The following is a 20,922-nucleotide window of genomic DNA, read 5'->3' as shown; positions in this document are numbered from 1 at the left end:
GGCCCGTTCCCGTCTCGCGGGGGCGGGCCCTCGGTGTGCACGCGTGACCCTGCCGCCGCGCGGGCACAGGACCCGCGTGACCGACCTCCCCCCGACCCTCTTCGTCCTCTTCGGCGCCACGGGCGACCTGGCCCGTCGCATGGTGCTGCCGGCGTTCTTCCAGCTCGCACAGGAGGGCCTGCTGCCCGACGACTGGCGGCTGGTCGGCAACGGCCGCGGCGACGTGTCCCACGAGGACTTCGCCGAGCGGGTGCGCGACGCGCTCACCGAGTTCGGGCCGCACCCCGACCAGGGTCCGTGGGACGAGTTCGCCGCGCGGCTGCGCTTCGCCGGCGGCGGCTTCGACGAGTCCGACCCCGGCAGCATGCTCGACGTCCTCGGCGAGGCGCGCGAGGAGCTCGGCGGCGACCCGCAGCTGGTGCACTACCTCGCCGTCCCCCCGTCGGCCTTCGAGAAGCTGACCCGGGCGCTGCCGCAGCACGGGCTGACCGAGGGCGCCCGGGTGGTCTACGAGAAGCCCTACGGGACCTCCCCGGAGAGCTTCCGCGAACTCGACGACCTGGTGCTCTCCGTGCTCGACGAGGAGCAGGTCTTCCGGATCGACCACTTCCTGGGCAAGGAGGGCACCCAGGACCTGCACGTGCTGCGCTTCGCGAACGGCCTGTTCGAGCACGTGTGGCACCGCGACCACGTGGCGCAGGTGCAGATCGACGTCCCGGAGGACCTCGACGTCGCCCAACGCGCGGAGTTCTACGACGCCACCGGCGCCGCCCTCGACATGCTGGTCACCCACCTGTTCCAGGTGGCCGCCGAGGTGGCGATGGAGCCGCCGGCCGACTTCTCGGCCGCCGACCTGCAGGACGCCCGGGAGAGCGTGCTCGCCGCCTTCCGGCCGCTGGACCCCGACGAGGTCGTGCTGGGCCAGTTCGACGGCTACCTCGACATCGAGGGCGTGGCCGACGACTCGCGGACCGACACCTACGTCGCCGCCCGGCTCTGGGTGGACACCGACCGCTGGCACGGCGTCCCGTTCGTGCTGCGGACCGGCAAGCGGATGGCCGCCAGCGAGGAGCGGGTCAGCCTGCTGCTGCGCCGTCCCGACGGGCCGGTCACCGACGTCCCCGGCCACGGCAACGTGCTGTCCCTGTCGTTGTCCGGGTCCGGCGCGGTGGACCTGCAGGTGGTCGCCAAGGAGCCGGGCCCCGACCTCTCCCTCGCCACCGCGACGGCCTCGCTGCAGCTGGCCGACGTCCCCGGGGGGACGCCGCTGCCGCCCTACGTGTCCCTGCTGCACGACGTGCTCGTCGGCGACCGCTCGCTGTTCACCAGCAGCGAGGGCCTGGCGCACGCGTGGCGGGCGTTCGCGCCGCTGCAGGAGCGGCCGCCGCAGGTGCACCGCTACGCGCCGGGCTCCTGGGGCCCGGAGGAGGCCGAGGCGCTGGCCGAGCCGTGCGGCTGGCTGCTGGGCGACGGACGCCGTGACTGAGGAAGGCGCCCGTCCGGGCGCCGCCCGCTTCAAGGACCTCTGCCTCGACGCCCGCGACCACCAGGCGATGGCCGACTGGTGGTGCGCCGCCCTCGGCTACGTCCGCCGTCCCTCGGCCGAGCCGCGGGAGCCCGGGTGGCCGGTGCCGATCGAGGACCCGACCGGCGCCGGCCCGCTGATCTGGGTCAACCCGGTGGTCGAGCCGAAGACGGTGAAGAACCGGGTGCACCTGGACGTCGTCGGCGACTCCACGGCGCTGCAGGCGGCCGGTGCGACGCTGCTGCGCGCCCGCGACGCCGAGATCGGCTGGGACGTGCTGGCCGACCCGGAGGGCAACGAGTTCTGCTGCTTCGCGCCGGAGGAGTGAGGTCCCTCCGTCGAGATCGCCGGCGGACCCGTGTCCCCGCGAGATCGGCGATCTCGCCGTCCGGCGGTGCCCGGGAACGCCGACAGGGGCGGCCCCGCGAGTGCGGGACCGCCCCTGCCGGGCAGTGCTGGTGGTGCGAGGGAGCTGGACTCAGAAGTCCATGCCGCCCATGCCGCCGTCGGCGCCCGGCATGGCCGGGGCGGCCTTCTCGGGCTTGTCGGCGATGACGGCCTCGGTGGTGAGGAAGAGCGCCGCGATGGAGGCGGCGTTCTGCAGCGCCGAGCGGGTCACCTTGGCGGGGTCGATGATCCCGCTGGCCACCAGGTCCACGTACTCGCCGGTCGCGGCGTTGAGGCCCTGACCGGTCTCCGAGTTGCGGACCTTCTCCGCCACGACGCCGCCCTCGAGGCCGGCGTTGATGGCGATCTGCTTCAGCGGCGCCTCGAGCGCGACGCGCACGATGTTGGCACCGGTCGCCTCGTCGCCCTCGAGCTCGAGCTTCTCGAACGCGACGGTGGTGGCCTGCGCCAGGGCGACGCCACCGCCGGCGACGATGCCCTCCTCGACGGCGGCCTTGGCGTTGCGCACCGCGTCCTCGATGCGGTGCTTGCGCTCCTTGAGCTCGACCTCGGTCGCGGCGCCGGCCTTGATGACGGCGACGCCACCGGCCAGCTTGGCCAGGCGCTCCTGCAGCTTCTCGCGGTCGTAGTCGGAGTCCGACTTCTCGATCTCGGCGCGGATCTGGTTCACCCGGCCGGCGATCTGGTCGCTGTCCCCGGCGCCCTCGACGATCGTCGTCTCGTCCTTGGTGACGACGACCTTGCGGGCACGGCCCAGCAGGGAGACGTCGGCGGTGTCGAGCTTGAGGCCGACCTCCTCGCTGATGACCTGGCCACCGGTGAGGATGGCGATGTCGGCGAGCATGGCCTTGCGGCGGTCACCGAAGCCGGGGGCCTTGACCGCGACCGACTTGAAGGTGCCGCGGATCTTGTTGACCACCAGGGTCGCCAGGGCCTCGCCCTCGACGTCCTCGGCGATGATCGCCAGCGGCTTGCCCGACTGCATGACCTTCTCCAGCAGCGGGAGCAGGTCCTTCACCGAGCTGATCTTGCTGTTCACGACGAGCACGTACGGGTCGTCGAGGACGGCCTCCATGCGCTCGGCGTCGGTGACGAAGTAGGGCGAGATGTAGCCCTTGTCGAAGCGCATGCCCTCGGTGAGCTCGAGCTCGAGGCCGAAGGTGTTGCTCTCCTCGACGGTGATGACGCCTTCCTTGCCGACCTTGTCCATCGCCTCGGCGATGAGCTCACCGATGGCGGTGTCGGCGGCGGAGATCGACGCGGTGGCGGCGATCTGCTCCTTGGTCTCGACGTCCTTGGCGGTCGAGAGGAGGTACTCGGTGACCGACTCGACGGCCTTCTCGATGCCCTTCTTCAGGGCCATCGGGTTGGCGCCGGCGGCGACGTTGCGCAGACCCTCGCGGACGAGCGCCTGGGCCAGCACGGTGGCGGTGGTGGTGCCGTCACCAGCGACGTCGTCGGTCTTCTTCGCGACCTCCTTGACGAGCTCGGCGCCGATCTTCTCCCACGGGTCCTCGAGCTCGATCTCCTTGGCGATGCTCACACCATCGTTGGTGATGGTGGGAGCGCCCCACTTCTTCTCGAGGACGACGTTGCGGCCCTTCGGACCGAGGGTCACCTTGACGGCGTCGGCGAGGGTGTTCATGCCCCGCTCGAGGCCGCGGCGCGCCTCTTCCTCGAAGGCGATCATCTTGGCCATGTGGTGATGTCCTCCATGCATGGATCGCTGCACGGCCGGGACCGGCGCCCGCGACGGACGACACCGGCGGCGCGGGCGCTCCGTCGGCCCGCACACCAGTGCCTCACCGTTCCGACCTGATTGGCACTCGGCACTGTCGAGTGCCAACCCGAGTCTGGCACTCGCCCCTGCCGAGTGCAAGAACGGGGGCCGGGCGCCCGGGTGTTCCGGGGAGGTCAGCGGGCTCGGCGTTCCGGCGACACCTCGGCGGTCGGCGTCACCGACGGGCCGCCGACCCCGGCCCGCTGCGCCTCGCGCCCGACCATGGCGGCCGTGGCGCGCAGGACGAGCGACGGGGACAGGCGCATGAGCCGCCACATCACCCGCGCCTGCCGCGGCGCCACGATGAGCGCCCGGTTGCGGTCCACCCCGCGGAGGACGTCGGCAGCCAGGGCCTCGGCGCTGTACAGCCGCCCACCGCTGAAGCGGGTGACCACCGCCCGGGCGTCGATCCCCTCGACGCTGGGCACCCGCGGCAGGTCGGCCGGCAGCCCCTTGTCGAGGATCGGGGTGTCGACACCGCCGGGGCAGACCACGCTGACCCGGACCCCCCGCGCAGCGCCCTCCGCACGGAGGCTCAGGGACAGCCCGACCACCCCCCACTTCGTCGTCGCGTAGGGGGCGGACCCGGGTGCCGGGAGCAGGCCGGCCAGCGACGCGGTGTTGACGATGTGGCCGTGCCCCTGCCGCAGCATCAGGGGGTAGGCGGCCTGCACGCCGTGCACCACACCGCGCAGGTTGACGTCGATGGCCCGGTCCCAGTGCGCCGGCGCGAGTTCCTCCGCCGCCCCGCCCATGCCGAGGCCGGCGTTGTTGAACAGCAGGTCAAGCCGGCCGTGCCGCTCCGCGGCCTGGCCGACCAGGGCGGTGACGGCCTCGGCGTCGCGCACGTCGACGGCGACCGCCGTGGCCGCGCCCGGTCCCTCCGCGCCCAGGCCCGCCGCGACCTCGGCCGCCGCCTCGCCGTCCACGTCGGCGAGGACGACCAGGTCACCGCGCCGCACCAGCGCCGTCCCGAGCGCCCGTCCGATCCCGGACGCGCCACCGGTGACGATCGCGACACGCGACATGGCCCCTCCTCGTCCCGCCCACTGCTGCCGGGCGCCTCGCAGGGGAGCCTCCCGCGCACCCGGCGCGAGGGCCACGTCCTCCCGCCCCGCGCGCTCGTCGGCACCAGCAGCCACGGGCCGGTCGGCGGCGTGGCGAGCCGCCCGGTCACCGGGCGCGACGAGGCGTCACCCGGCCGTCCCCGGACACGACGGAGGCCCGGCCCCACGAGGGGACCGGGCCTCCGGCGAGCTCGGGTCAGGCGGTGCGCACGGCGTCGGCCTGGGGGCCCTTCTCGCCCTGGACGACCTCGAAGGTGACCCGCTGGCCCTCGTCGAGGCTCTTGTAGCCGTCCATCTGGATGGCCGAGTAGTGGACGAAGACGTCCTGGCCGCCGTCGACGGCGATGAAGCCGAAGCCCTTCTCGGCGTTGAACCACTTCACGGTGCCCTGTGCCACGTGTGCTCCCACGTTTCGTGCGTGCGGACGGCCTCCCCACCGACCGGGGAGACCGGGTCGAGCTCTTCCGCCCGTCGATCACGAACGTGGAACCGAACCGCCGGAGAACGTACAGCACAAAACGCCAGGTGAGACCAGGCTCACGCACGTGCCGCACCGGTTCGGGGGACGGCGCCCCCCGAACCCGGGATCGCGCCCACCCCGCCGATCACCCGATGAGGCCGGCCGCCCGGGCCGAGGACAGCGACGGCGACACCCGGTGGGTGGGCCCCACGACCGGCTCCAGCGGGTCGAGGGTCTTCAGCCCCTCGCCGGTGTTGAGGATGACGGTCTCCCTCGCCGGGTCCAGCCGGCCGTCCTCGACCAGCTGGCGCAGCACCGCGGTGGTGACGCCGCCCGCGGTCTCGGCGAAGACGCCGGTGGTGCGGGCCAGGTCGCGGATGCCCTGCACGATCTGGGCGTCGTCCACCCGGCCGACGGCGCCGCCGGTGCGCCGGATGGCGTCGAGGGCGTAGGGGCCGTCGGCGGGGTTGCCGATGTTCAGCGACTTGGCGATGCCGGTGGGCTTGACCGGCTTGACGACGTCCCAGCCGTTGTCGAAGGCGGTGGCGATCGGGTCGCAGCCGGCCGACTGGGCTCCGAAGATCGTCCACTCGGTGGCCTCGACGATGCCGGCGGCGGTGAGCTCGCGGAAGGCCTTGTCGACCTTGGTGAGCAGCGAGCCCGACGCCATCGGGATGACGACCTGGGCCGGGATCCGCCAGCCCAGCTGCTCGGCGATCTCGTAGCCCATCGTCTTGGAGCCCTCGGCGTAGTAGGGCCGGACGTTCTGGTTGACGAAGGCGGTGTCCTCGAACTCGTCGGTCTCGGCGAGCTCGCTGGTCAGCCGGTTGACGTCGTCGTAGGAGCCGTCGACGGCCACCAGCGTCTGGCCGTAGACCGCGGACTGCACGACCTTGCCCGGCTCCAGGTCGCTGGGGATGAACACGAACGACCGGATGCCCACGCGCGCGGCGTGCGCGGCCACGGAGTTGGCCAGGTTGCCGGTGGAGGCCGCCGCGATCTTGCGGTAGCCCAGCCCCTTGGCCGCGGTGGCGGCGAGGCTGACGACCCGGTCCTTGAAGGAGTGCGTGGGGTTGGCCGAGTCGTCCTTGACCCACAGCCCACCGGTGATCCCGAGATCGGCCGCGAGCCGGTCGGCGCGCACCAGCGGGGTCAGGCCCGGGTCGAGCGAGACGCGGTCGGCCGGGTCCTGGCCCACCGGCAGCAGCGCGGCGTAGCGCCAGATGTTCTGCGGCCCGGACTCGATCTGCTCGCGGGTGACCGCCCGCATCAGCTCGGGGTCGTAGTCGACCTCCAGCGGGCCGAAGCACTCGGCACAGGCGTGCTCGGCGACCAGGCCGAAGGTGGCGCCGCAGTTGCGGCAGACGAGCCCGCGGGCCGGGGACGGCGGGACGGGGCCGCCCGCGCTGGAGTCGGCCTGCAGAGAACCGGGAGCGGTCAGGGTCATGCGACGACTACCTCCTCATCTTCCCCGCGTCGGGCCGTCGAGCCGCGCGGGACGGAATTGGCACCCTTCCGCTGCGCGGACGCGCGGGCGGCGGTTGCCGGGGCTTCGTCGGGCCGTGTCCCTCTGCCCCTCTGGATGAGTGGAACGCCCAGGACTCTACCCACGTCGCGGGCGTCGCAGTGGGCCGGGCCAGGATGGACCGGTGAGCACGCGCGTCGTCTACACCGACCTCGACGGCACGATGGTCGGCCCCCGCGGCTCGTTCTGGCACACCGAGGGCCGCGACCTGACCGCCGACCCGGCCGCCGCGCTGCACGACCTGCACCGCGCCGGCGTGGCCCTGGTGCTGGTCAGCGGGCGCACCTTCGAGCAGGTGGTGGAGGCCGCGCGCATCTTCGCCGCCGACGGCGCCATCGCCGAGCTGGGCTCGGTGGTCAGCTGGGACGGCGGCCGCGGCGTGCACCGGCTGACCGGCGCGCTGCCCGACGAGTACGCCGGCCGGACGCCGATGGAGGTCATGGCCGAGCTGGGCGTCGTCGAGGACCTGCTGGCCCGCCACCCCGGTCGGCTCGAGTGGCACGCGCCCTGGCACGCCACGCACCTCACCGACGCGCTGCTGCGCGGCCGCGTCGACCCGCTGGCCGTGGACGCCGAGTTGGCCGAGCGGGGCGCGGGCTGGTTGACGCTCAAGGACAACGGCGCGATCCCGGCGACGTCGCGGATGACGCTGGCGCCCGAGGCCCTGCCGCCGCGGGTCTACCACCTGATGCCGCGCGGCATCTCCAAGGGCGCGGCCATCGCCTGGGACCTCGAGCGGCGCGGGCTGACCCCGGCGGACGCGGTGGCGATCGGCGACAGCGTCAGCGACCTGGAGATGGCGCCCGCGGTCGACCGGCTGTGGATCACCGCGAACGGGGCCACCGTCGACGGCATGGCCGACTTGCTGGCCGCCGTCCCCAACGTGAGGGTGACCGACGCTCCCATGGGTGAGGGCTGGGCCCAGGCCGTCCGCGCGTCGCTGTAGGTGGCGGTCGCCGTGCCACGTCCCCGGGTCACGTTGCACAACCTGACCAGCCTCGACGGCCGCCTCGACGGCTTCGCTCCTGACGTGGGGCTCTACTACGAGACCGCGGCCCGGCTGCCGCAACAGGCCGTGCTCACCGGCAGCGGCACCCTGCTGGCGGCCGCCGCCGCGGAGGGCATCGACCTCTCAGGAGTCGACGGAGCACGCGGGACCGGTTCACCGCCGACCGATGCGTCGCTGCCCTGGCTGGTCATCGTGGACAGCGCCGGCCGGGTCTCCCGCCTCGACTGGCTGCGCCGCCGATCCTTCTGGCGCGACGTCCTGGTCCTGTGCTCGGAGACGACCCCCGCAGGCCACCTGGAGCGACTGCAGCGGGCGGGGGTGGAGCACCTGGTGCTGGGGGCGGCACGGGTCGACCTCGCGGTCGCACTCACGGTCCTGGCCGACCGCTACGGGGTCGCCGACGTCCGTGTCGACGCCGGGGGATCGCTGAACGGGGCCCTGTTGGCGGCTGGTCTCGTCGACCGCGTCAGCACGATCGTCGCGCCGGTCGTGGCCGGCAGCGGCGACGGCAGCGCCCGGCCCGTCGCGGCCGCCACCGACCGGGAAGCGACCCTGATGCGGCTGACCTCGGTCGAGCAGCTGCGCGACGGCCACGTCTGGCTCCGCTACGAGCGCCGGTAGCGGAGCGCTACGGACCCGTTCCCGGCGCCGTGGCACTCCGGCACCTCAGCTGGTGACGTCACGTCGGGAGAAGTGGCGGAACCCCAGCGCGGTGAACACCGCCGCGTAGACCAGGGACTGGATGACGCCGCGGAACAGGTCGCCGGAGTCGACGGGGGTCTGCAGCAGGTCGGTCCAGGCGAACTCCTCCGCGGTCGGGAAGTAGTCGCGGATCGATCCCAGCTGCTCGACCTGGTCGAGGATCGCGAAGACGAACATCGTGAAGACCGCCCCGCCCACCGCGGCCAGCGGCGCGTCGGTCACGGTGGACAGCCAGAACGCCAGCGTGCCGACGACGAGCAGGTGGACGGCGAGGTAGCCGACCATCCCGGCCAGCCGGAGCATCCCCTCCCCCTGGCCCAGGGTGACGCCGACCGGCGTCTGAACGTCGTCGAAGCCGAACGCGATGCCGCCGGCGAGCAGCGCGGTGAGCACGAGGGTGAGCAGCGCGCCCACCGCCAGCACCAGGGCAGCCAGCCACTTCTGCCGGAGCAGCCGCATCCGAGGCACCGGGGTGGCCAGCGTGTAGCGCAGCGACCCCCACTGGGCCTCGCTGGCCACCGTGTCGCCGAAGAACAGGGCGTAGACGACGACCAGGAAGAAGCTGGTCGTCGCGAACAGCACGAACAGCGTGAAGTTCAGCCCGCTGGACGTGGCGACGTCGACGAGGTTGATGCGGCTGTTCTCCTCGGCCTCCTCGGTGCCGCCCAGCTGCAGCGCGGCGATGAGGATGAGCGGCAGCGCGACCATGAGCACCAGGACGCCGAGGGTGCGCCGGCGCTTGAACTGCCGCCGCAGCTCGACCGACAACCGCAGGGTGCGCTCGGGCCGGTAGCCGGCGACCGCCCCGGTCGGCTGCACGTGCTGGGTCGCGGAACTCATGACTCCCCCACCAGTGCCAGGAACGCGTCCTCCAGTCGGCGGCGCGGCGTGAACGCGTCCACCGCGATGCCGGCGGCCACCAGCACCTGCAGCGCCCGGACGCGACCGGTGCCGTCGAGGTCGGCCACCAGCCCCTCGTCGGTGCGCTCCACCGTGACCCCGGGCAGCCCGGTGAGGACGGCGGCCGCCCGGTCGGCGTCGGCGTCGTCGGCCAGCCCGACCAGCACCGACCCGCCGGTCCCGACAAGCTCCTCCACCGTGCCCTGGGCGATCTTCTGCCCCTTGGCCATGACGACGACGTGGCTGCAGGTCTGCTCGATCTCGCTGAGCAGGTGGCTGGAGACGATCACCGTCCGGCCGGTCGCGGCGTAGGAGCGCAGCACCTCGCGCATCGCGTGGATCTGGGGCGGGTCGAGCCCGTTGGTCGGTTCGTCGAGGACGAGCAGGTCGGGCAGGCCGAGCATCGCCTGGGCGATCGCGACCCGCTGGCGCATGCCCTGGCTGTAGCGGCGCACCGGCCGGTCGATGGCGGCACCGAGACCGGCGACCTCGATCGCCTCCTCCATGTGCGCGTCCTGGGCGGGGCGGCCCGTGGCGGCCCAGTACAGCCGCAGGTTGTCCCGGCCGGACAGGTGCGGCTGCAGACCGGTGCCCTCGACGAACGACCCCAGCCGCGACAGCACCGGCGCGCCCGGGCGGATCTCGTGGCCGAAGACGGTGATCCGCCCGTCGGTCGGTCGGATCAGCCCCATCAGCATGCGCAGCGACGTCGTCTTGCCCGCCCCGTTGGGGCCGAGCAGGCCGAGGACCTGGCCGCGGCGCACCTCGAAGGAGAGGTCCCGGACGGCGACGAAGCCGTCCTTGTAGGCCTTGGAGACGCCGGTGAAGCGGAGCGGCACCTGCTCGCCGTCGGGCTCGACCACCGAGACCCGCCGGCGGCGCCGTCGTCCCCAGAGGAGCGCGGCGAGCCAGCCGAGCAGGCCCAGCGCCACCAGCACCCCGAGCAGCACCCACCAGCGGGAGCTGCCACCTGCGGCCTCGGTGCGCCCGTCGACCTCCGGGACGGCGAGCGCGGCGGCGTCCCCGCCCTCGGCCAGCGCGACGGAGTAGACGGCCGCCTCGGTCGGCAGCGCGAAGGCCTGGTCGGTCGAGGAGACCACCACCCGCATCGTGTGCCCGGCCTCGAAGCGGTGCACGATCCCCGGCAGCGTCACGCTCACCCGGGTCGGCGCGGTCGGGTCGGCGGACAGGCCGCTGAGCGACAGCGGCGCGACCAGGCCCGCCGGCAGGGTCGCCGTCCCGTCGGGGGCGACGTCGTAGAGCTTGGCGAAGAGGGTGGCCGAGCCACCGGGCGCCGCGACGGCGAGGTCGATCGTCGAGGCCCCGACCACCTCCACCGCCCCGTTCAGCGGCTCGCTCTCGAAGGCGGCGAACTGGCCGGGGATCTCGAACGACGTCCCGGACAGCGCCGAGGCCAGCGAGCCCAGCCCCGGGACGACGGTGATCGCGGCCGGCGTCCCCCCGGCGGGCGTGACGACCGGCTGCAGCGGACCGTCGACCGCGATCGCCTCGCGCTGCGCGGGCTCGGTGCCGGCCAGGCCCGGGTACGCCGGTGCGGTCACGGTGCGGTTGCCGCCCTGCACGGTGCCGACGGTCGCGGCCACGCCGGTCGGGGCGGGGAACTCGAAGCCGGTGCCCGGGTCCTCGCCCCCGTCCCGCAGGTGCCAGTCGAACCAGCCGGCGACCTGCTCGCGCAGCTCCTCGGTGGTGCGCTCGGAGGCCTGGGAGTCGTGACCCCCGGCGTACCAGACGACCTTCACCGGGGTGCCGTCGGCGGCGATCCCGCGGGCGTTGGCGTCGGCCTGGCCGAGGCCGAACAGCGAGTCCTGGGTGCCCTGCACCAGCAGGGTGGGCGCGTCGATCCGGTCGAGCACCGTGGCCGGGCTGCCGCGGTCGAGCACGGCGGCGATCCCGGGGGTGAGCGTGCCGGTGGACGCAGCGGACTGGTAGGCCGCACACACCTCGGCGGTGAAGCGGCCGCAGGTCAGCAGCTGCTCGACCGCTTGCGGGTCCACCGACGCCGGGTCGATCGCACCGAGGTCGGCGGGCAGGCCCGCGGGCCGGCCGTCGGCCGCGGCGGCCCCGTCACCGTCGCCGTCCCCGCCGCCGAGCGCGCCCAGCAGGCCGCCGGCGGGGGCCGACCCGACACCGAAGAACAGTCCCGACCACAGCCGCTTGTAGACGCCCGCCTCCTGCGCCTGAGGGGTGGCCGCGACGGTGTCGGGAGCCGGCTGGCCCACCTGCGAGGGGAAGAGCGCGGCGGTCAGGGAGTTCCAGGTGATCTGCGGGGCGATCGCGTCGATGCGGTCGTCGTAGCCGGCGCCGAGCAGGGCCAGCGCCCCACCGTAGGACGCCCCGGCGACGCCGACGCGCGGGTCGCCGTCGCCGTCGAGCAGGACGTCGTCGCGCGCGGCGAGCCGATCCAGCAGCGCGGAGAGGTCGGCCACCTCGGAGCGCGGGTCGTTGAGCCCGATCCGGCCGGTGCTCGACCCGAAGCCGCGGGCCGAGTAGGTCTGGACGACGTAGCCGCGGCCGGCCAGGTCGCGGGCGTCGTCGGCAACCGACTCCTTGCTACCGCCGAAGCCGTGGGCGAGCACGACCGCCGGCGCCGGGTCGTCGGCGGTCGCCGAGGCGGGCAGGTACAGCGTGGTGTCGAGCTCGGCGGCGTCGGGACCGGCGCCGACGGGGACCCGCGCCTCCTCGGTGGCGACGTCCTCGGCCGCCGCGGCCGGGGCGGCGGGCAGCAGGCCGGCCACCGCCAGGGTGAGGAGCAGGAGCAGGGCGGCCGACGTCGCGCGGGCGCCGGGGCGCGGGCGGGGACGCACGGGCCCGCGAACGGGACGCACGGAGCCGCCAACGGACGGCCGCCCCCACTGGTTCCGGGAACGGCGCGGCGCGGGGCGGCCTGCGGTCAGGGCAGCCACTCGCCGGTGGTCACGACCACGAGCCCGGGCGCCTCGACGTCCGGGACCTCGAAGAAGCGCAGCGCGGGACCACTGATCTGCGGGAACTGCTGGACGAGCTGGATGGCGGCGTCGTACTGCGCCTCGTCGCCGTCGGTGTAGTAGACGGTCGTCGTCGCGACGTCGGCGCCGTCGTACTCGGCGACGCCCGCGGACTCCCAGCCCCCGGAGGTCAGCTCGGCGGCGACGTCTGCCGCCAGCCCGGAGACGCCCGTGGCATTGAGCACCGTCACGGGCGCGCGGACCTGCGCGGCGGGCGCGGCGTCGACCGGCGGCAGCGGCTGCACGTCCAGCGGCGGGAGGGCCGAGCTCGGCGCGGCCGGGGCCGGCGCCGTCGGGCTGGGCTCGGGGCCCGTGGTCCGCGCGGCCTCCTGCGCCTCCGACGAGGTGAAGGAGTAGACGCCGAGCACCACGAGGGCGATCACGGCGACGGCCAGCAGGCCCACCGCGACGCGGCGCACGCCGGAGCTGCCCTCCTCCTGGCGGGCCGCGCGGATGGCGCGCAACCGTTCGGCCTCGGCGGCCTGGCGCTCCGCGCGGAAGGCGGCGCGGCCCCCGACGACGCCGGTGGAGCTGCCGGTCTCCGGCCCGCGACGGTCCCCGTCCTCGTACCGGTCCTCGTCCTCGTACCCGCCCTCGTCGTCGTACCGGTCGTTCCCCGCGTACCGGTCGTCGTGGTCGTCGTCGTGGGCGGGCGTGCGGTCGGGGATCGCCTCGGTCGCCGGCGCGGCCGCGCGGGAGGAGCCGGCGGGCGTGCGGTCGGGGATCGCCTCGGTGGCCGGCGGCGCGGATGGGAACTCGTCGCGGGTCCGGGAGGGGCTGGTCCAGTCGCGGTAGCCACGGGCAGCGCCGGAGGACGGCGCGGCGGCCGGAGGGGGGCCGGAGGACCAGGCGGGCTGGTCGTCGGGCTCTGCCGCGACCGGGCGGCCGGTCGGCGACGCCGTGCCGGCCGGGGCGGCGTCGGCCGCCCACGGGCGCACCCGGTCCGCGGCGCGGCGGCGCGGCGTCTCGGCGGGCCGGTCAGCGGGAGCCGGTGCCGGCTCGTCACCGGCGTCGGGGGTGGGCACCGCCTGGAACGGGGCGACGGTGGTGCGGAGGGCGGCCGGCGCGGCGGGTGCAGCCGGCGCGGCGGCGGCGGACGCCGGCACCGGCAGGCGCATGCGGGTCTGCGGTGCGGGCTCCGCGGGGCGCCGGTCGCCCGCCGGGGTCGGGCGGGGGCGACGGCCGGTGGAGGGAGCAGCGCGCCCCGCGGACGGAGCAGCGCGCCCCGCGGACGGAGCAGCGCGCCCCGCGGACGGAGCAGCGCGCCCCGCGGACGGAGCAGCGCGCCCCGCGGACGGAGCAGGGCGCCCGGTGGCGGGCGCGGCGCGATCGGCCGACGGTGCGGAGCGGACCGCACCGGCGACCGGGACGGGCACCGGCCGGACGGGAGCGGCCGCAGCGCGGACGGCCCCCGCGGACGGGGTGGCGGCGCGAGCAGCCCCCGGAGAAGGCGAGGCGACGCGAGCAGGCCCGGCGGTCGGGCTGCCGGGCCGGGCGGCGGTGCTGCCGCGCGGTGAGGCCGGGACGGCGGGGCGGACAGGTGCGGCAGCCCGGGGCGGGACAGCGGCCGGCGGCACCGGACGGCCCTGCGGTGGACGGCGGCGGCCTGGGTCCTCCCCCGCGTCCAACAGCCCGTCACGCCTGCGGTCGGCGCGGCTGCGGTTGGGGGCCGTCGGTTGGTCGCTCAGCTCACGCACGACCGGAGGCGCGCCGTGCGGGCCGTCGGTGCGGCGACGTCCGTGCGGGACGGGGGTACTCCCCCGGTCAGTTTCGTCACCGCCTGACGCGGCGTGCCTGCCCACGGTGACCAAATCTAGATGCTGCGGCTCCCGTTGCCCAGGAACTGAGACGATCGCCGCTGTCCGCGCGCGGCGCGCAGCCGGCGCAGCCGCCGCACCAGCAGCGGGTCGGCCTCCAGTGCCGCCGGCCGGTCGACCAGGGCGTTCAGCACCTGGTAGTAGCGGGTCGGGGCCAGGCCGAAGCGGTCACGGATAGCCGTCTCCTTGGCACCGGGACGGCGCCACCACTGCCGCTCGAACGCGAGCATGTCGTGCTCGCGGGGAGTCAGGCCGCCGGGCCGGACGGGTGTGTCGGGGACGGGTGCAGGAGTCGGGTCGGCCGCCGGGGGAAGAGGCACCTCGCCCCCCGGCGGGGAGACCGCGGGAGCTGGTTCGGCAGACACGGGGATCCTCCTTCGGAACGCCTCCGACGGTAGTCCCGCCCACCGACATCCCGGGGCCGCCGGACCCCGCCGACTCAGACCGGTGCGGGCGCGGCCTCCGCCGTCCGCCGGCGGGCCCCGGCACGGGCGCTGCGCAGGCTGTCGGCGGTGAAGACGGCCAGGGCGACCCACACGATGACGAAGCCGGCCAGCCGGGCCGGCGGCATGGGCTCGTGGTAGACGAAGACGCCGATCGCCAGCTGCATCAGCGGCGTGACGTACTGGAGCAGGCCCACCGTGGACAACGGGATGCGCCGGGTCGCGCCGGCGAACAGCAGCAGCGGGACCGCCGTCGCCACACCCGAGCTGAGCAGCAGCAGCAGGTGGCCGGTCCCGCCGTTGCCCGCCGTCCCCTCCCCCTGCGCGTGCAACACGGCGAGCACCACCACCGCCGGGACGACGACCAGCGCCGTCTCCACGAACAGCCCCGGGGCCGCCGCGACGCGCACCAGCTTCTTCATCAGCCCGTAGAGGGCGAAGCTGCCGGCCAGCGTCAAGGCGATCCACGGCGGGCGGCCGTAGTCGACGGTCAGCACGCCCACCGCGACGGCGGCGATGCCGACGGCCACCCACTGCAGCCGGCGCAGCCGCTCCGCGAACACCACGACGCCGAGCAGCACGCTGACCAGCGGGTTGATGAAGTAGCCGAGCGAGGTCTCGACCACGTGCCCGGAGTTGACGGCGTAGACGAAGACCAGCCAGTTGGCGGCGATGAGGACCGCGGCACCGGACAGCACCACCAGTGAGCGGCGGTCGGTCAGGGTCGTGCGCACCTGCGGCCAGCCGCGCACGGCGGTCAGCAGGACGGCGACGAAGAGCAGCGACCAGATGACCCGGTGTGCCACGATCTCCAGCCCCCCGGCCGGCTCCAGCAGGGGGAAGTACAGCGGGAACAGCCCCCAGAGGCCGTAGGCGGCCAGTCCGGAGGCGATCCCGGCGCGCCGCTCCTCCACCCACGGCACGCTACGCCTGGCTCCCTCCTCGGCGTCCCCGGCCTGTGCGGGGTCCCCTCTCAGCCGGTCTGGATGTAGTCGACCAGCTGGGCGCGCTCCTCCTCCAGCTCGTCGAGCCGGGCCTTGACGACGTCGCCGATGGACACGATGCCGACCAGCGCGCCGTGCTCGACGACGGGCACGTGCCGCACCCGGTGCTCGGTCATCGTGCGGGCCAGCTCCTCGACGCCGGAGGCCGGCACGCAGGTGTGCACCTGCGCGGTCATCACGCTGGAGACGGGGTCGGCCAGCAGCTCCGCACCGCGCTGGTGCAGCGCCCGGACGACGTCCCGCTCGGAGACGATCCCGTCGACGCGGCGCCCGTCGGCGGAGACCACCAGGGCACCGACGCCGTGCTCGGCGAGCAGCGCCAGGGCGGTGCGGACGCTGGCGGTCGCGTCGACGGTGGCGACGTCGGCTCCCTTGCGGCGGAGCAGCTGACTGATGTGCATGCCGGACCTCCTCGCCGTGGGGACGCGCGGGGTGAGTGTGCTCCGGCTCACAGGCCCCCGGCAACGCCCGGACCGGCCTACCGTCGTCTCCGTGCGAACCCGTACCGACACGAGCCGGCCCACGCCGCTGCAGTGGGTGCGCTACGCGCTGGGCGGCCGGCTGCCGCGGGAGCTCTCACCGTGGGTGCTGGCCGACACGACCGAACCCGGCTGGGTGCGCCGACACCTGACGCGGGCGGTGGTGCAGCTGCTGCCGGTCCTGGTGCTGTGCGTCGCCGTCGTCCCCGTGCCACTGGTCTACCGGCTCTCCGCCGCCGCCGGCGGGCTGCTCATGGGCCTGATCTTCTCGCTGGCGTTCATGGTGGAGACCACCGAGCACCGGGTCGCCAAGGCCGGCTACCCGCCGGGCACCGCGGCGCGGCTGCGGGCCGAGCGCAGCGAACGGCAGCAGCTCGAACGCAACTCCCCCTACCGGCGGGACGGCGCGGGCAGCTTCGACTGAGAGGACCACCCTCTCCCCGCGTCTCGCGGGCTCGGCGCGGAGCCCCTGGAGGGTGGCCGTTCCAGCAGGCCACCCGGCTCGCGGCGGGGTCCTGCAGGGGGTCCTCTCTCAGTCCTCGACGCGGAAGCCGATGGACAGGCGGACCTGGAAGTAGCTGACGTCGCCGTCGACCACCTGGCCGCGGATCTCCCTGGTCTCGAACCACTCGATGTGCCGCACGGTCTGCGCGGCCTTGCGGATCGCGGTGCGGATGGCGTCGTCGACGCTGGTGTGGCTGCTGCCGACGATCTCGCTCAACCGGTACACGTGGTCGGACACGGGCCGCCTCCTGGGCTGGGTCCCGGCGCCGTCGTCTCGCCGCCGGCCGGGCGCTCACGCTAGTGGCGTGCCGCCCGCCCCACCACGGGACGGGCTTTACCGACTCCTTACCTGGGCCTGGTCCCGCGCTGGCCGGCCACCGTCTAACGTCGGGAGCGCTCCTTCCCGCCCTCGGACACCCGCGGTAGGACGGCGATGACGGATCTGCACCTCGTGGTCGGTGGTCTCCTCACCCGCGACCCGCTGCTGGTGGGCCTGCTGCTGAACCACGCCGCCGCGTCGCAGTGGGCGGAGGCGCCGGCGGCGTCCGCGCTGGTCCCGAGCTGGGCGGCCGACGATCGCCCCGGCGCCCCGGCCGGGAGCGAGCTGTTCACCGTCGAGGTCTCCGTGACCCGGGACACCCCGCACCCGCACCGCTACCTCGACACGGTGATCAGCACGGTGCACGCCGTCCTGACCAGCGGGCCGGTCAGCGCCGAGCGCCTGACCGACGCGGAGGTGCCGGACATCGGTGACGGGACCGTCTCCCGGTCCGTCACCTGGGCACTGACACCGGCCGCGGCGGGCGTCCTCGGGCTGCCGGCCGCCGGCTATCGGTCTCCGGGGGCCGCCAGCTCCAGCCGGTAGCCGTGCCCGCGCACGGTGACGATCTGCGGGACCCGGCACCCGGGGAGGGTGCCCTCCTGCAGCTTGCGCCGCAGCGCCGCGACGTGGACGTCGAGGGTCTTCGTCGAGCCGAACCAGTTCTCGTCCCAGACGTCGGCCATCAGCTGTTCCCGGCTGTGCGCCACCTCGGGCTGGGCGACCAGCCGCGCGAGCAGGTCGAACTCCTTGGGCCGCAGGTGCAGCTCGCCACCGGCGACCGTGACCCGGTGCCGGGCGACGTCGACCACCAGGTCACCCACTGTGCGGACGGCGGGCCCCGTCGTCACGTTGCCGCCGCGGCGCAGATGGGCGCGGATGCGGGCGTGCAGCTCGGCCAGCCGGATCGGCTTGACCAGGTAGTCGTCGGCGCCCGCCTCGAGCCCGACGACGACGTCCATCTCCGCCGAGCGCGCCGTCAGCATCACCAGCACGCACCCCGGCTGGGAGGCCCGCAGCTGCCGGCACACCTCCACCCCGTCGAGGTCGGGCAGGCCCAGGTCGAGCAGGACGAGGTCGACCGGGCCGGCCGCGGCCCAGGCCAGGCCCCCGGAACCGGTCCGCTCCCAGGAGACGTCGTAGGCGTGGCTGCGCAGGCTCGACACGAGCGCCTCGCCGATCGACGTGTCGTCCTCGACCAGCAGGACCCGACCGGCCATGCGGGCATGCTCCCACCGCCTCCCTCGCTCCGGGAGCCGTCCGATCGCGGCGGGATGCGGTGACAGCGCCCGGCGCGCGGAGCACGCTGACGGTCCCGAGGCCCGTGCCCGCCGACCGCCGGAGGGAGGACCCGCCCGTGCGCACCCGGATCGTCGCCCTCGCCGTGCTGACCTCCGTGCTCGCCATCTGCCTGTTCGCCGTCCCGCTGGCCGTGGCGGTGCTCGACTACACCGTGCAGCACGAGCGCGGGGACCTCGTGCGCGCCGCGGGCGACGTGGCCATCGACGTGTCCGGGGACGTCTTCGACGACGACCCCGTGGATCCCGAGGACCTCCAGGTCAGCGACGACGACTACGCGGTCGCCGTCTACGACGAGGACGGCGACCGCGTGGCCGGCACCGTCCCGGACGACCACCCCCGGCTGCTCTCCCGCGCCCTCGACGGGGAGGTGAGGTCGCGCACGGAGGGGGACCAGTTGGTCGCCGCCTTTCCCGTCACGCACTCCGACGACGTGGTCGGCGCCGTGCTCGTCACCACCCCGCGTAGCACCGTGCTGTGGCAGGTGGGCCTCCTGTGGGCGCTGATGGCAGGGTTGGCGGCCGCCGCGGTGGCGATCGCCTGGCTGGTCGGGCGGCGGCAGGCCCGCCGGCTGGCCCGGCCGCTGGAGGACCTGGAGGCCAGCGCCCGGCGACTGGGCGACGGCGACTTCAGCGTCCGCACCCACCGGGGCGGGATCGACGAGATCGACGCGGTGGGCGCCGCGCTCGACGCGACCGCGATCCGTCTGGACGAGCTGCTCGCCCGCGAGCGCGCCTTCTCCGCCGACGCCTCCCACCAGCTCCGGACCCCGCTGTCGGGCATGCGGCTGCGCCTGGAGGCCGCGCTCGAGCGCCCCGACGTGGACCCCCGGCCCGCGATCGCCGCGACCCTGGTCGACGCCGACCGCCTCGAGGCGATCATCGACGAGCTGCTGGCCCTGGCCCGTGCCGGGCAGGGTCCGTCGGGCGGGCCGGTGGGACCGGTGGACCTGGACGCCCTCCTCGGAGAGCTGTCGCCGGAGTGGGGCGCACGCCTGGCGCTGCACGGCCGCGACCTGGAGGTGCGCGTCGACCCCGACGCCCCGGGCGCGCGGGCGTCGAGCGCGGCGGTGCGCCAGGTGCTGGGGGTGCTGGTCGACAACGCCACCACGCACGGCCGCGGAACGGTCACCATCACCGTGCGGGAGGCCGCCGGCGCCGTGGCGGTCGACGTCTCCGACGAGGGCCCCGGGGTCCAGGACCCGGAGGGCGTGCTGTTCTCCCGCCAGGCCGACCGCCGGGATGGGCACGGCATCGGCCTGGCCCTGGCCCGCCGGCTGGCGGAGGCCGAGCAGGGCAGGCTGACCCTGACGCGGGTGTCGCCGCCGGTGTTCACCCTGCTCCTGCCGACGGCGGCACGTGAGGACGAGGCCGTCCCGGCCCGGCAGTCCGGCGGCTGAGGTCTCCACCCGACCGCGGGTGGTCGTGGGCCGGCCCGGGGACGCCGGGAGCGGACGCGAGGTGTGAGCCGACGGGGGGACTCGAACCCCCAACCGCCCGATTACAAGTCGGGTGCGCTACCAGTTGCGCCACGCCGGCGGGACGCGGGGACGGGTCCCGGTACAAGGATAGGGACATCGGAGGGACGACTCGGCGGGCGCCGTCCGACGGCGAGCCACCCCTCCCCTGCGCTGCCGTTCCTCGTCGCCGCCACGGTCACCGTCGGCCTGCACGTGTGGCGGCGCAATGCCCTGATCAGCATCCTCGCCGGGACCGCCGTCCACGTCGCGCTGGCCACCGTGCTGGCCGGCGCCCGAGCAGGACGCCGGACACCGGCGGCTGACCGGACCGGTGTCGCCCGGCGGGGCGGCAACTCCCGGGGCACAGCCGCGGGTCGACCGGCTCGGACCCCAGGGCGAGGACGGCGGGCACGCACTCGTGCACGCGCCACAGCGGCTCGCCCCGGACCAGGCGCTCCAGCCCCTCCGGACCGAGCGTCCCCCTCGGGTCGTCGGGGGGACGCGGGCTGCGATCAGGCGGCGGCGTCGCCGTGCCTGAGGTCGCCGCTCGGGTCGCTGCCGGGCAGCGGGACGCCGGAGAGCCACCGGGCGAAGCCGTCGGGGTCGCGCCGCTCGAGCTCGTCGAGGGTCTGCTGCCGCCGCACGACGATCGCCTCGCGGGTGCGGGCGTCGAGCGGGCCGGACAGCGCCGTCGTCGTCCGGACCCACTCCCGCCCCAGGGCCTCGGTCGACAGCGAGGACACCGGCGGCAGCGGGATGGCGGGCCGAGCGGCGACGGCGGACGCGGACGCCGACCGGGGGCTGCGGACCAGCCAGACGACGGTCCACGTGCCCGCGGCGACCCCGGCGACCAGGAGGGTGAGCACGGCTCCGCCGAGGACGGCCGTGCCGGACAGGACCAGCAGCACCACGACGGTCGCCACCCCGGCCCTCCAGGCCGCGTCGACGACGGCTTGCCGTCCGGGCCGGGACTCCCGGACCACCCCTGCGGCCAGGCAGGCCGACACCAGCGCGGCCAGACCCACCGCTACGAGACCCGGCGGTCGCAGGGCAAGTCCACCCACGACGGCCAGCCCGGCGCCGACGACGGCACCGGTCCAGAACAGGAGGCGGGGAAGCGGACCGCGGGTGGACACGGGGCACCCTCCAGGGCGGGGCCGGACACGAGGGACCGGGCGGCCACCGACGAGCGGCGGCCCGGGCCGGGCCCCTACCCA

At 75.1% G+C, this 20,922-nt stretch carries 20 protein-coding genes, 1 tRNA gene, 2 pseudogenes and 1 riboswitch; of the genes and pseudogenes, 8 read left to right on the top strand and 15 right to left on the bottom strand.

What is annotated here, in order from left to right; genetic code table 11:
* The first annotated feature begins 76 nt into the window (after window positions 1–76).
* On the top strand, window positions 77–1,486 hold the full coding sequence (locus tag ACWIX3_RS07525; protein WP_448611451.1) for a glucose-6-phosphate dehydrogenase: 1,410 nt from the start codon (window positions 77–79) through the stop codon (window positions 1,484–1,486).
* Window positions 1,479–1,853 (top strand): VOC family protein, encoded by a 375-nt coding sequence (locus ACWIX3_RS07520; RefSeq protein ID WP_448611450.1) that lies wholly within the window; start codon window positions 1,479–1,481, stop codon window positions 1,851–1,853. Before ACWIX3_RS07525 ends, ACWIX3_RS07520 begins: the two co-directional genes overlap by 8 nt.
* A 150-nt stretch (window positions 1,854–2,003) precedes the next feature.
* Here the strand turns inward: ACWIX3_RS07520 and groL are convergent, their stop codons facing one another.
* The 4 genes from groL to thrC form a co-directional block, all read right to left on the bottom strand.
* Window positions 2,004–3,632, bottom strand: a complete 1,629-nt coding sequence (gene groL / locus ACWIX3_RS07515; RefSeq protein WP_448611449.1) for a chaperonin GroEL — start codon at window positions 3,630–3,632, stop codon at window positions 2,004–2,006.
* 215 nt (window positions 3,633–3,847) lie between these two features.
* Complete coding sequence (locus ACWIX3_RS07510) at window positions 3,848–4,741, bottom strand: SDR family NAD(P)-dependent oxidoreductase (protein ID WP_448611448.1); 894 nt, start codon at window positions 4,739–4,741, stop codon at window positions 3,848–3,850.
* A gap of 235 nt (window positions 4,742–4,976) precedes the next feature.
* Window positions 4,977–5,177 carry a cold-shock protein gene (locus ACWIX3_RS07505; RefSeq protein WP_091109274.1) on the bottom strand — a complete coding sequence of 67 codons (201 nt, stop codon included), beginning with the start codon at window positions 5,175–5,177 and terminating at the stop codon, window positions 4,977–4,979.
* Between the two features lie 208 nt (window positions 5,178–5,385).
* Complete coding sequence (thrC, locus tag ACWIX3_RS07500; RefSeq protein WP_448611447.1) at window positions 5,386–6,687, bottom strand: threonine synthase; 1,302 nt, start codon at window positions 6,685–6,687, stop codon at window positions 5,386–5,388.
* Window positions 6,688–6,699: 12 nt separating this feature from the next.
* Window positions 6,700–6,829, bottom strand: a riboswitch (SAM riboswitch).
* 60 nt (window positions 6,830–6,889) lie between these two features.
* Between thrC and ACWIX3_RS07495 the strand changes: the two genes are divergently transcribed.
* Both ACWIX3_RS07495 and ACWIX3_RS07490 read left to right on the top strand, forming a co-directional pair.
* Entirely contained in the window at window positions 6,890–7,711 is an 822-nt protein-coding gene (locus tag ACWIX3_RS07495) for an HAD family hydrolase (RefSeq protein WP_448611446.1), read from the top strand.
* Between the two features lie 12 nt (window positions 7,712–7,723).
* Window positions 7,724–8,395, top strand: coding sequence for a RibD family protein (locus ACWIX3_RS07490; RefSeq protein ID WP_448611445.1), 672 nt, complete (start codon window positions 7,724–7,726; stop codon window positions 8,393–8,395).
* A gap of 45 nt (window positions 8,396–8,440) precedes the next feature.
* Here ACWIX3_RS07490 and ACWIX3_RS07485 read toward each other — a convergent pair whose 3' ends face one another.
* The 6 genes from ACWIX3_RS07485 to ACWIX3_RS07460 all read right to left on the bottom strand — a co-directional run bounded on the left by ACWIX3_RS07485 (window position 8,441) and on the right by ACWIX3_RS07460 (window position 16,046).
* Window positions 8,441–9,316 (bottom strand): ABC transporter permease, encoded by an 876-nt coding sequence (locus ACWIX3_RS07485; protein WP_448611444.1) that lies wholly within the window; start codon window positions 9,314–9,316, stop codon window positions 8,441–8,443.
* Window positions 9,313–12,201 carry an alpha/beta fold hydrolase gene (locus ACWIX3_RS07480; RefSeq protein ID WP_448611443.1) on the bottom strand — a complete coding sequence of 963 codons (2,889 nt, stop codon included), beginning with the start codon at window positions 12,199–12,201 and terminating at the stop codon, window positions 9,313–9,315. The genes ACWIX3_RS07485 and ACWIX3_RS07480 overlap by 4 nt, the downstream gene beginning before the upstream one ends.
* An 86-nt stretch (window positions 12,202–12,287) precedes the next feature.
* Window positions 12,288–13,499 (bottom strand): LytR C-terminal domain-containing protein, encoded by a 1,212-nt coding sequence (locus ACWIX3_RS07475; protein ID WP_448611442.1) that lies wholly within the window; start codon window positions 13,497–13,499, stop codon window positions 12,288–12,290.
* Window positions 13,500–14,194: 695 nt separating this feature from the next.
* Window positions 14,195–14,563 carry a DUF3263 domain-containing protein gene (locus tag ACWIX3_RS07470; RefSeq protein ID WP_448611441.1) on the bottom strand — a complete coding sequence of 123 codons (369 nt, stop codon included), beginning with the start codon at window positions 14,561–14,563 and terminating at the stop codon, window positions 14,195–14,197.
* Window positions 14,564–14,637: 74 nt separating this feature from the next.
* Window positions 14,638–15,555, bottom strand: a complete 918-nt coding sequence (gene rarD / locus ACWIX3_RS07465) for an EamA family transporter RarD (protein WP_448611440.1) — start codon at window positions 15,553–15,555, stop codon at window positions 14,638–14,640.
* 59 nt (window positions 15,556–15,614) lie between these two features.
* Window positions 15,615–16,046 carry a CBS domain-containing protein gene (locus ACWIX3_RS07460; RefSeq protein ID WP_448611439.1) on the bottom strand — a complete coding sequence of 144 codons (432 nt, stop codon included), beginning with the start codon at window positions 16,044–16,046 and terminating at the stop codon, window positions 15,615–15,617.
* A 91-nt stretch (window positions 16,047–16,137) separates the two neighbouring features.
* On the opposite strand from ACWIX3_RS07460, the gene ACWIX3_RS07455 reads away from it, so the two are divergent.
* A complete protein-coding gene (locus ACWIX3_RS07455; protein ID WP_448611438.1) occupies window positions 16,138–16,548 on the top strand; it encodes a DUF5313 family protein in 411 nt (136 codons plus the stop codon).
* A gap of 108 nt (window positions 16,549–16,656) precedes the next feature.
* Here the strand turns inward: ACWIX3_RS07455 and ACWIX3_RS07450 are convergent, their stop codons facing one another.
* Entirely contained in the window at window positions 16,657–16,866 is a 210-nt protein-coding gene (locus ACWIX3_RS07450; protein WP_448611437.1) for a dodecin, read from the bottom strand.
* 195 nt (window positions 16,867–17,061) lie between these two features.
* Here ACWIX3_RS07450 and ACWIX3_RS07445 point away from each other — a divergent pair, with 195 nt between their 5' ends.
* Window positions 17,062–17,493 carry a hypothetical protein gene (locus ACWIX3_RS07445; RefSeq protein ID WP_448611436.1) on the top strand — a complete coding sequence of 144 codons (432 nt, stop codon included), beginning with the start codon at window positions 17,062–17,064 and terminating at the stop codon, window positions 17,491–17,493.
* Here ACWIX3_RS07445 and ACWIX3_RS07440 read toward each other — a convergent pair.
* On the bottom strand, window positions 17,457–18,167 hold the full coding sequence (locus ACWIX3_RS07440; RefSeq protein ID WP_448611435.1) for a response regulator transcription factor: 711 nt from the start codon (window positions 18,165–18,167) through the stop codon (window positions 17,457–17,459). The two genes, ACWIX3_RS07445 and ACWIX3_RS07440, sit on opposite strands and share 37 nt — an antisense overlap.
* Window positions 18,168–18,304: 137 nt before the next feature.
* Here ACWIX3_RS07440 and ACWIX3_RS07435 point away from each other — a divergent pair, with 137 nt between their 5' ends.
* Window positions 18,305–19,645, top strand: coding sequence for a sensor histidine kinase (locus ACWIX3_RS07435; RefSeq protein WP_448611434.1), 1,341 nt, complete (start codon window positions 18,305–18,307; stop codon window positions 19,643–19,645).
* 66 nt (window positions 19,646–19,711) lie between these two features.
* Here the strand turns inward: ACWIX3_RS07435 and ACWIX3_RS07430 are convergent.
* Window positions 19,712–19,784 (bottom strand) — tRNA-Thr (locus ACWIX3_RS07430).
* Window positions 19,785–19,813: 29 nt separating this feature from the next.
* On the opposite strand from ACWIX3_RS07430, the pseudogene ACWIX3_RS07425 reads away from it, so the two are divergent.
* Window positions 19,814–19,966: pseudogene (locus tag ACWIX3_RS07425) on the top strand (AzlD domain-containing protein); the annotation flags it as partial.
* On the opposite strand, the pseudogene ACWIX3_RS07420 reads toward ACWIX3_RS07425, so the two are convergent.
* A pseudogene (locus ACWIX3_RS07420) lies at window positions 19,941–20,171 on the bottom strand (hypothetical protein); the annotation flags it as partial. The pseudogenes ACWIX3_RS07425 and ACWIX3_RS07420 sit on opposite strands and share 26 nt — an antisense overlap.
* A 46-nt stretch (window positions 20,172–20,217) precedes the next feature.
* A complete protein-coding gene (locus ACWIX3_RS07415; protein WP_448611433.1) occupies window positions 20,218–20,841 on the bottom strand; it encodes a hypothetical protein in 624 nt (207 codons plus the stop codon).
* Window positions 20,842–20,922 lie beyond the last annotated feature (81 nt).

The sequence above is a fragment of the Geodermatophilus sp. URMC 60 genome (genome assembly GCF_053502585.1).
This window is presented reverse-complemented; position numbering and strand designations above follow the sequence as displayed.

Coding starts and splice junctions, on each gene's coding strand:
- ACWIX3_RS07460 (WP_448611439.1), bottom strand. CDS start 16,046: ATGCACATCAGTCAGCTGCTCCGCCGCAAGGGAGCCGACGTCGCCACC.
- ACWIX3_RS07440 (WP_448611435.1), bottom strand. CDS start 18,167: ATGGCCGGTCGGGTCCTGCTGGTCGAGGACGACACGTCGATCGGCGAG.
- ACWIX3_RS07485 (WP_448611444.1), bottom strand. CDS start 9,316: ATGAGTTCCGCGACCCAGCACGTGCAGCCGACCGGGGCGGTCGCCGGC.
- ACWIX3_RS07445 (WP_448611436.1), top strand. CDS start 17,062: ATGACGGATCTGCACCTCGTGGTCGGTGGTCTCCTCACCCGCGACCCG.
- ACWIX3_RS07475 (WP_448611442.1), bottom strand. CDS start 13,499: ATGCGCCTGCCGGTGCCGGCGTCCGCCGCCGCCGCGCCGGCTGCACCC.
- ACWIX3_RS07510 (WP_448611448.1), bottom strand. CDS start 4,741: ATGTCGCGTGTCGCGATCGTCACCGGTGGCGCGTCCGGGATCGGACGG.
- groL (WP_448611449.1), bottom strand. CDS start 3,632: ATGGCCAAGATGATCGCCTTCGAGGAAGAGGCGCGCCGCGGCCTCGAG.
- thrC (WP_448611447.1), bottom strand. CDS start 6,687: ATGACCCTGACCGCTCCCGGTTCTCTGCAGGCCGACTCCAGCGCGGGC.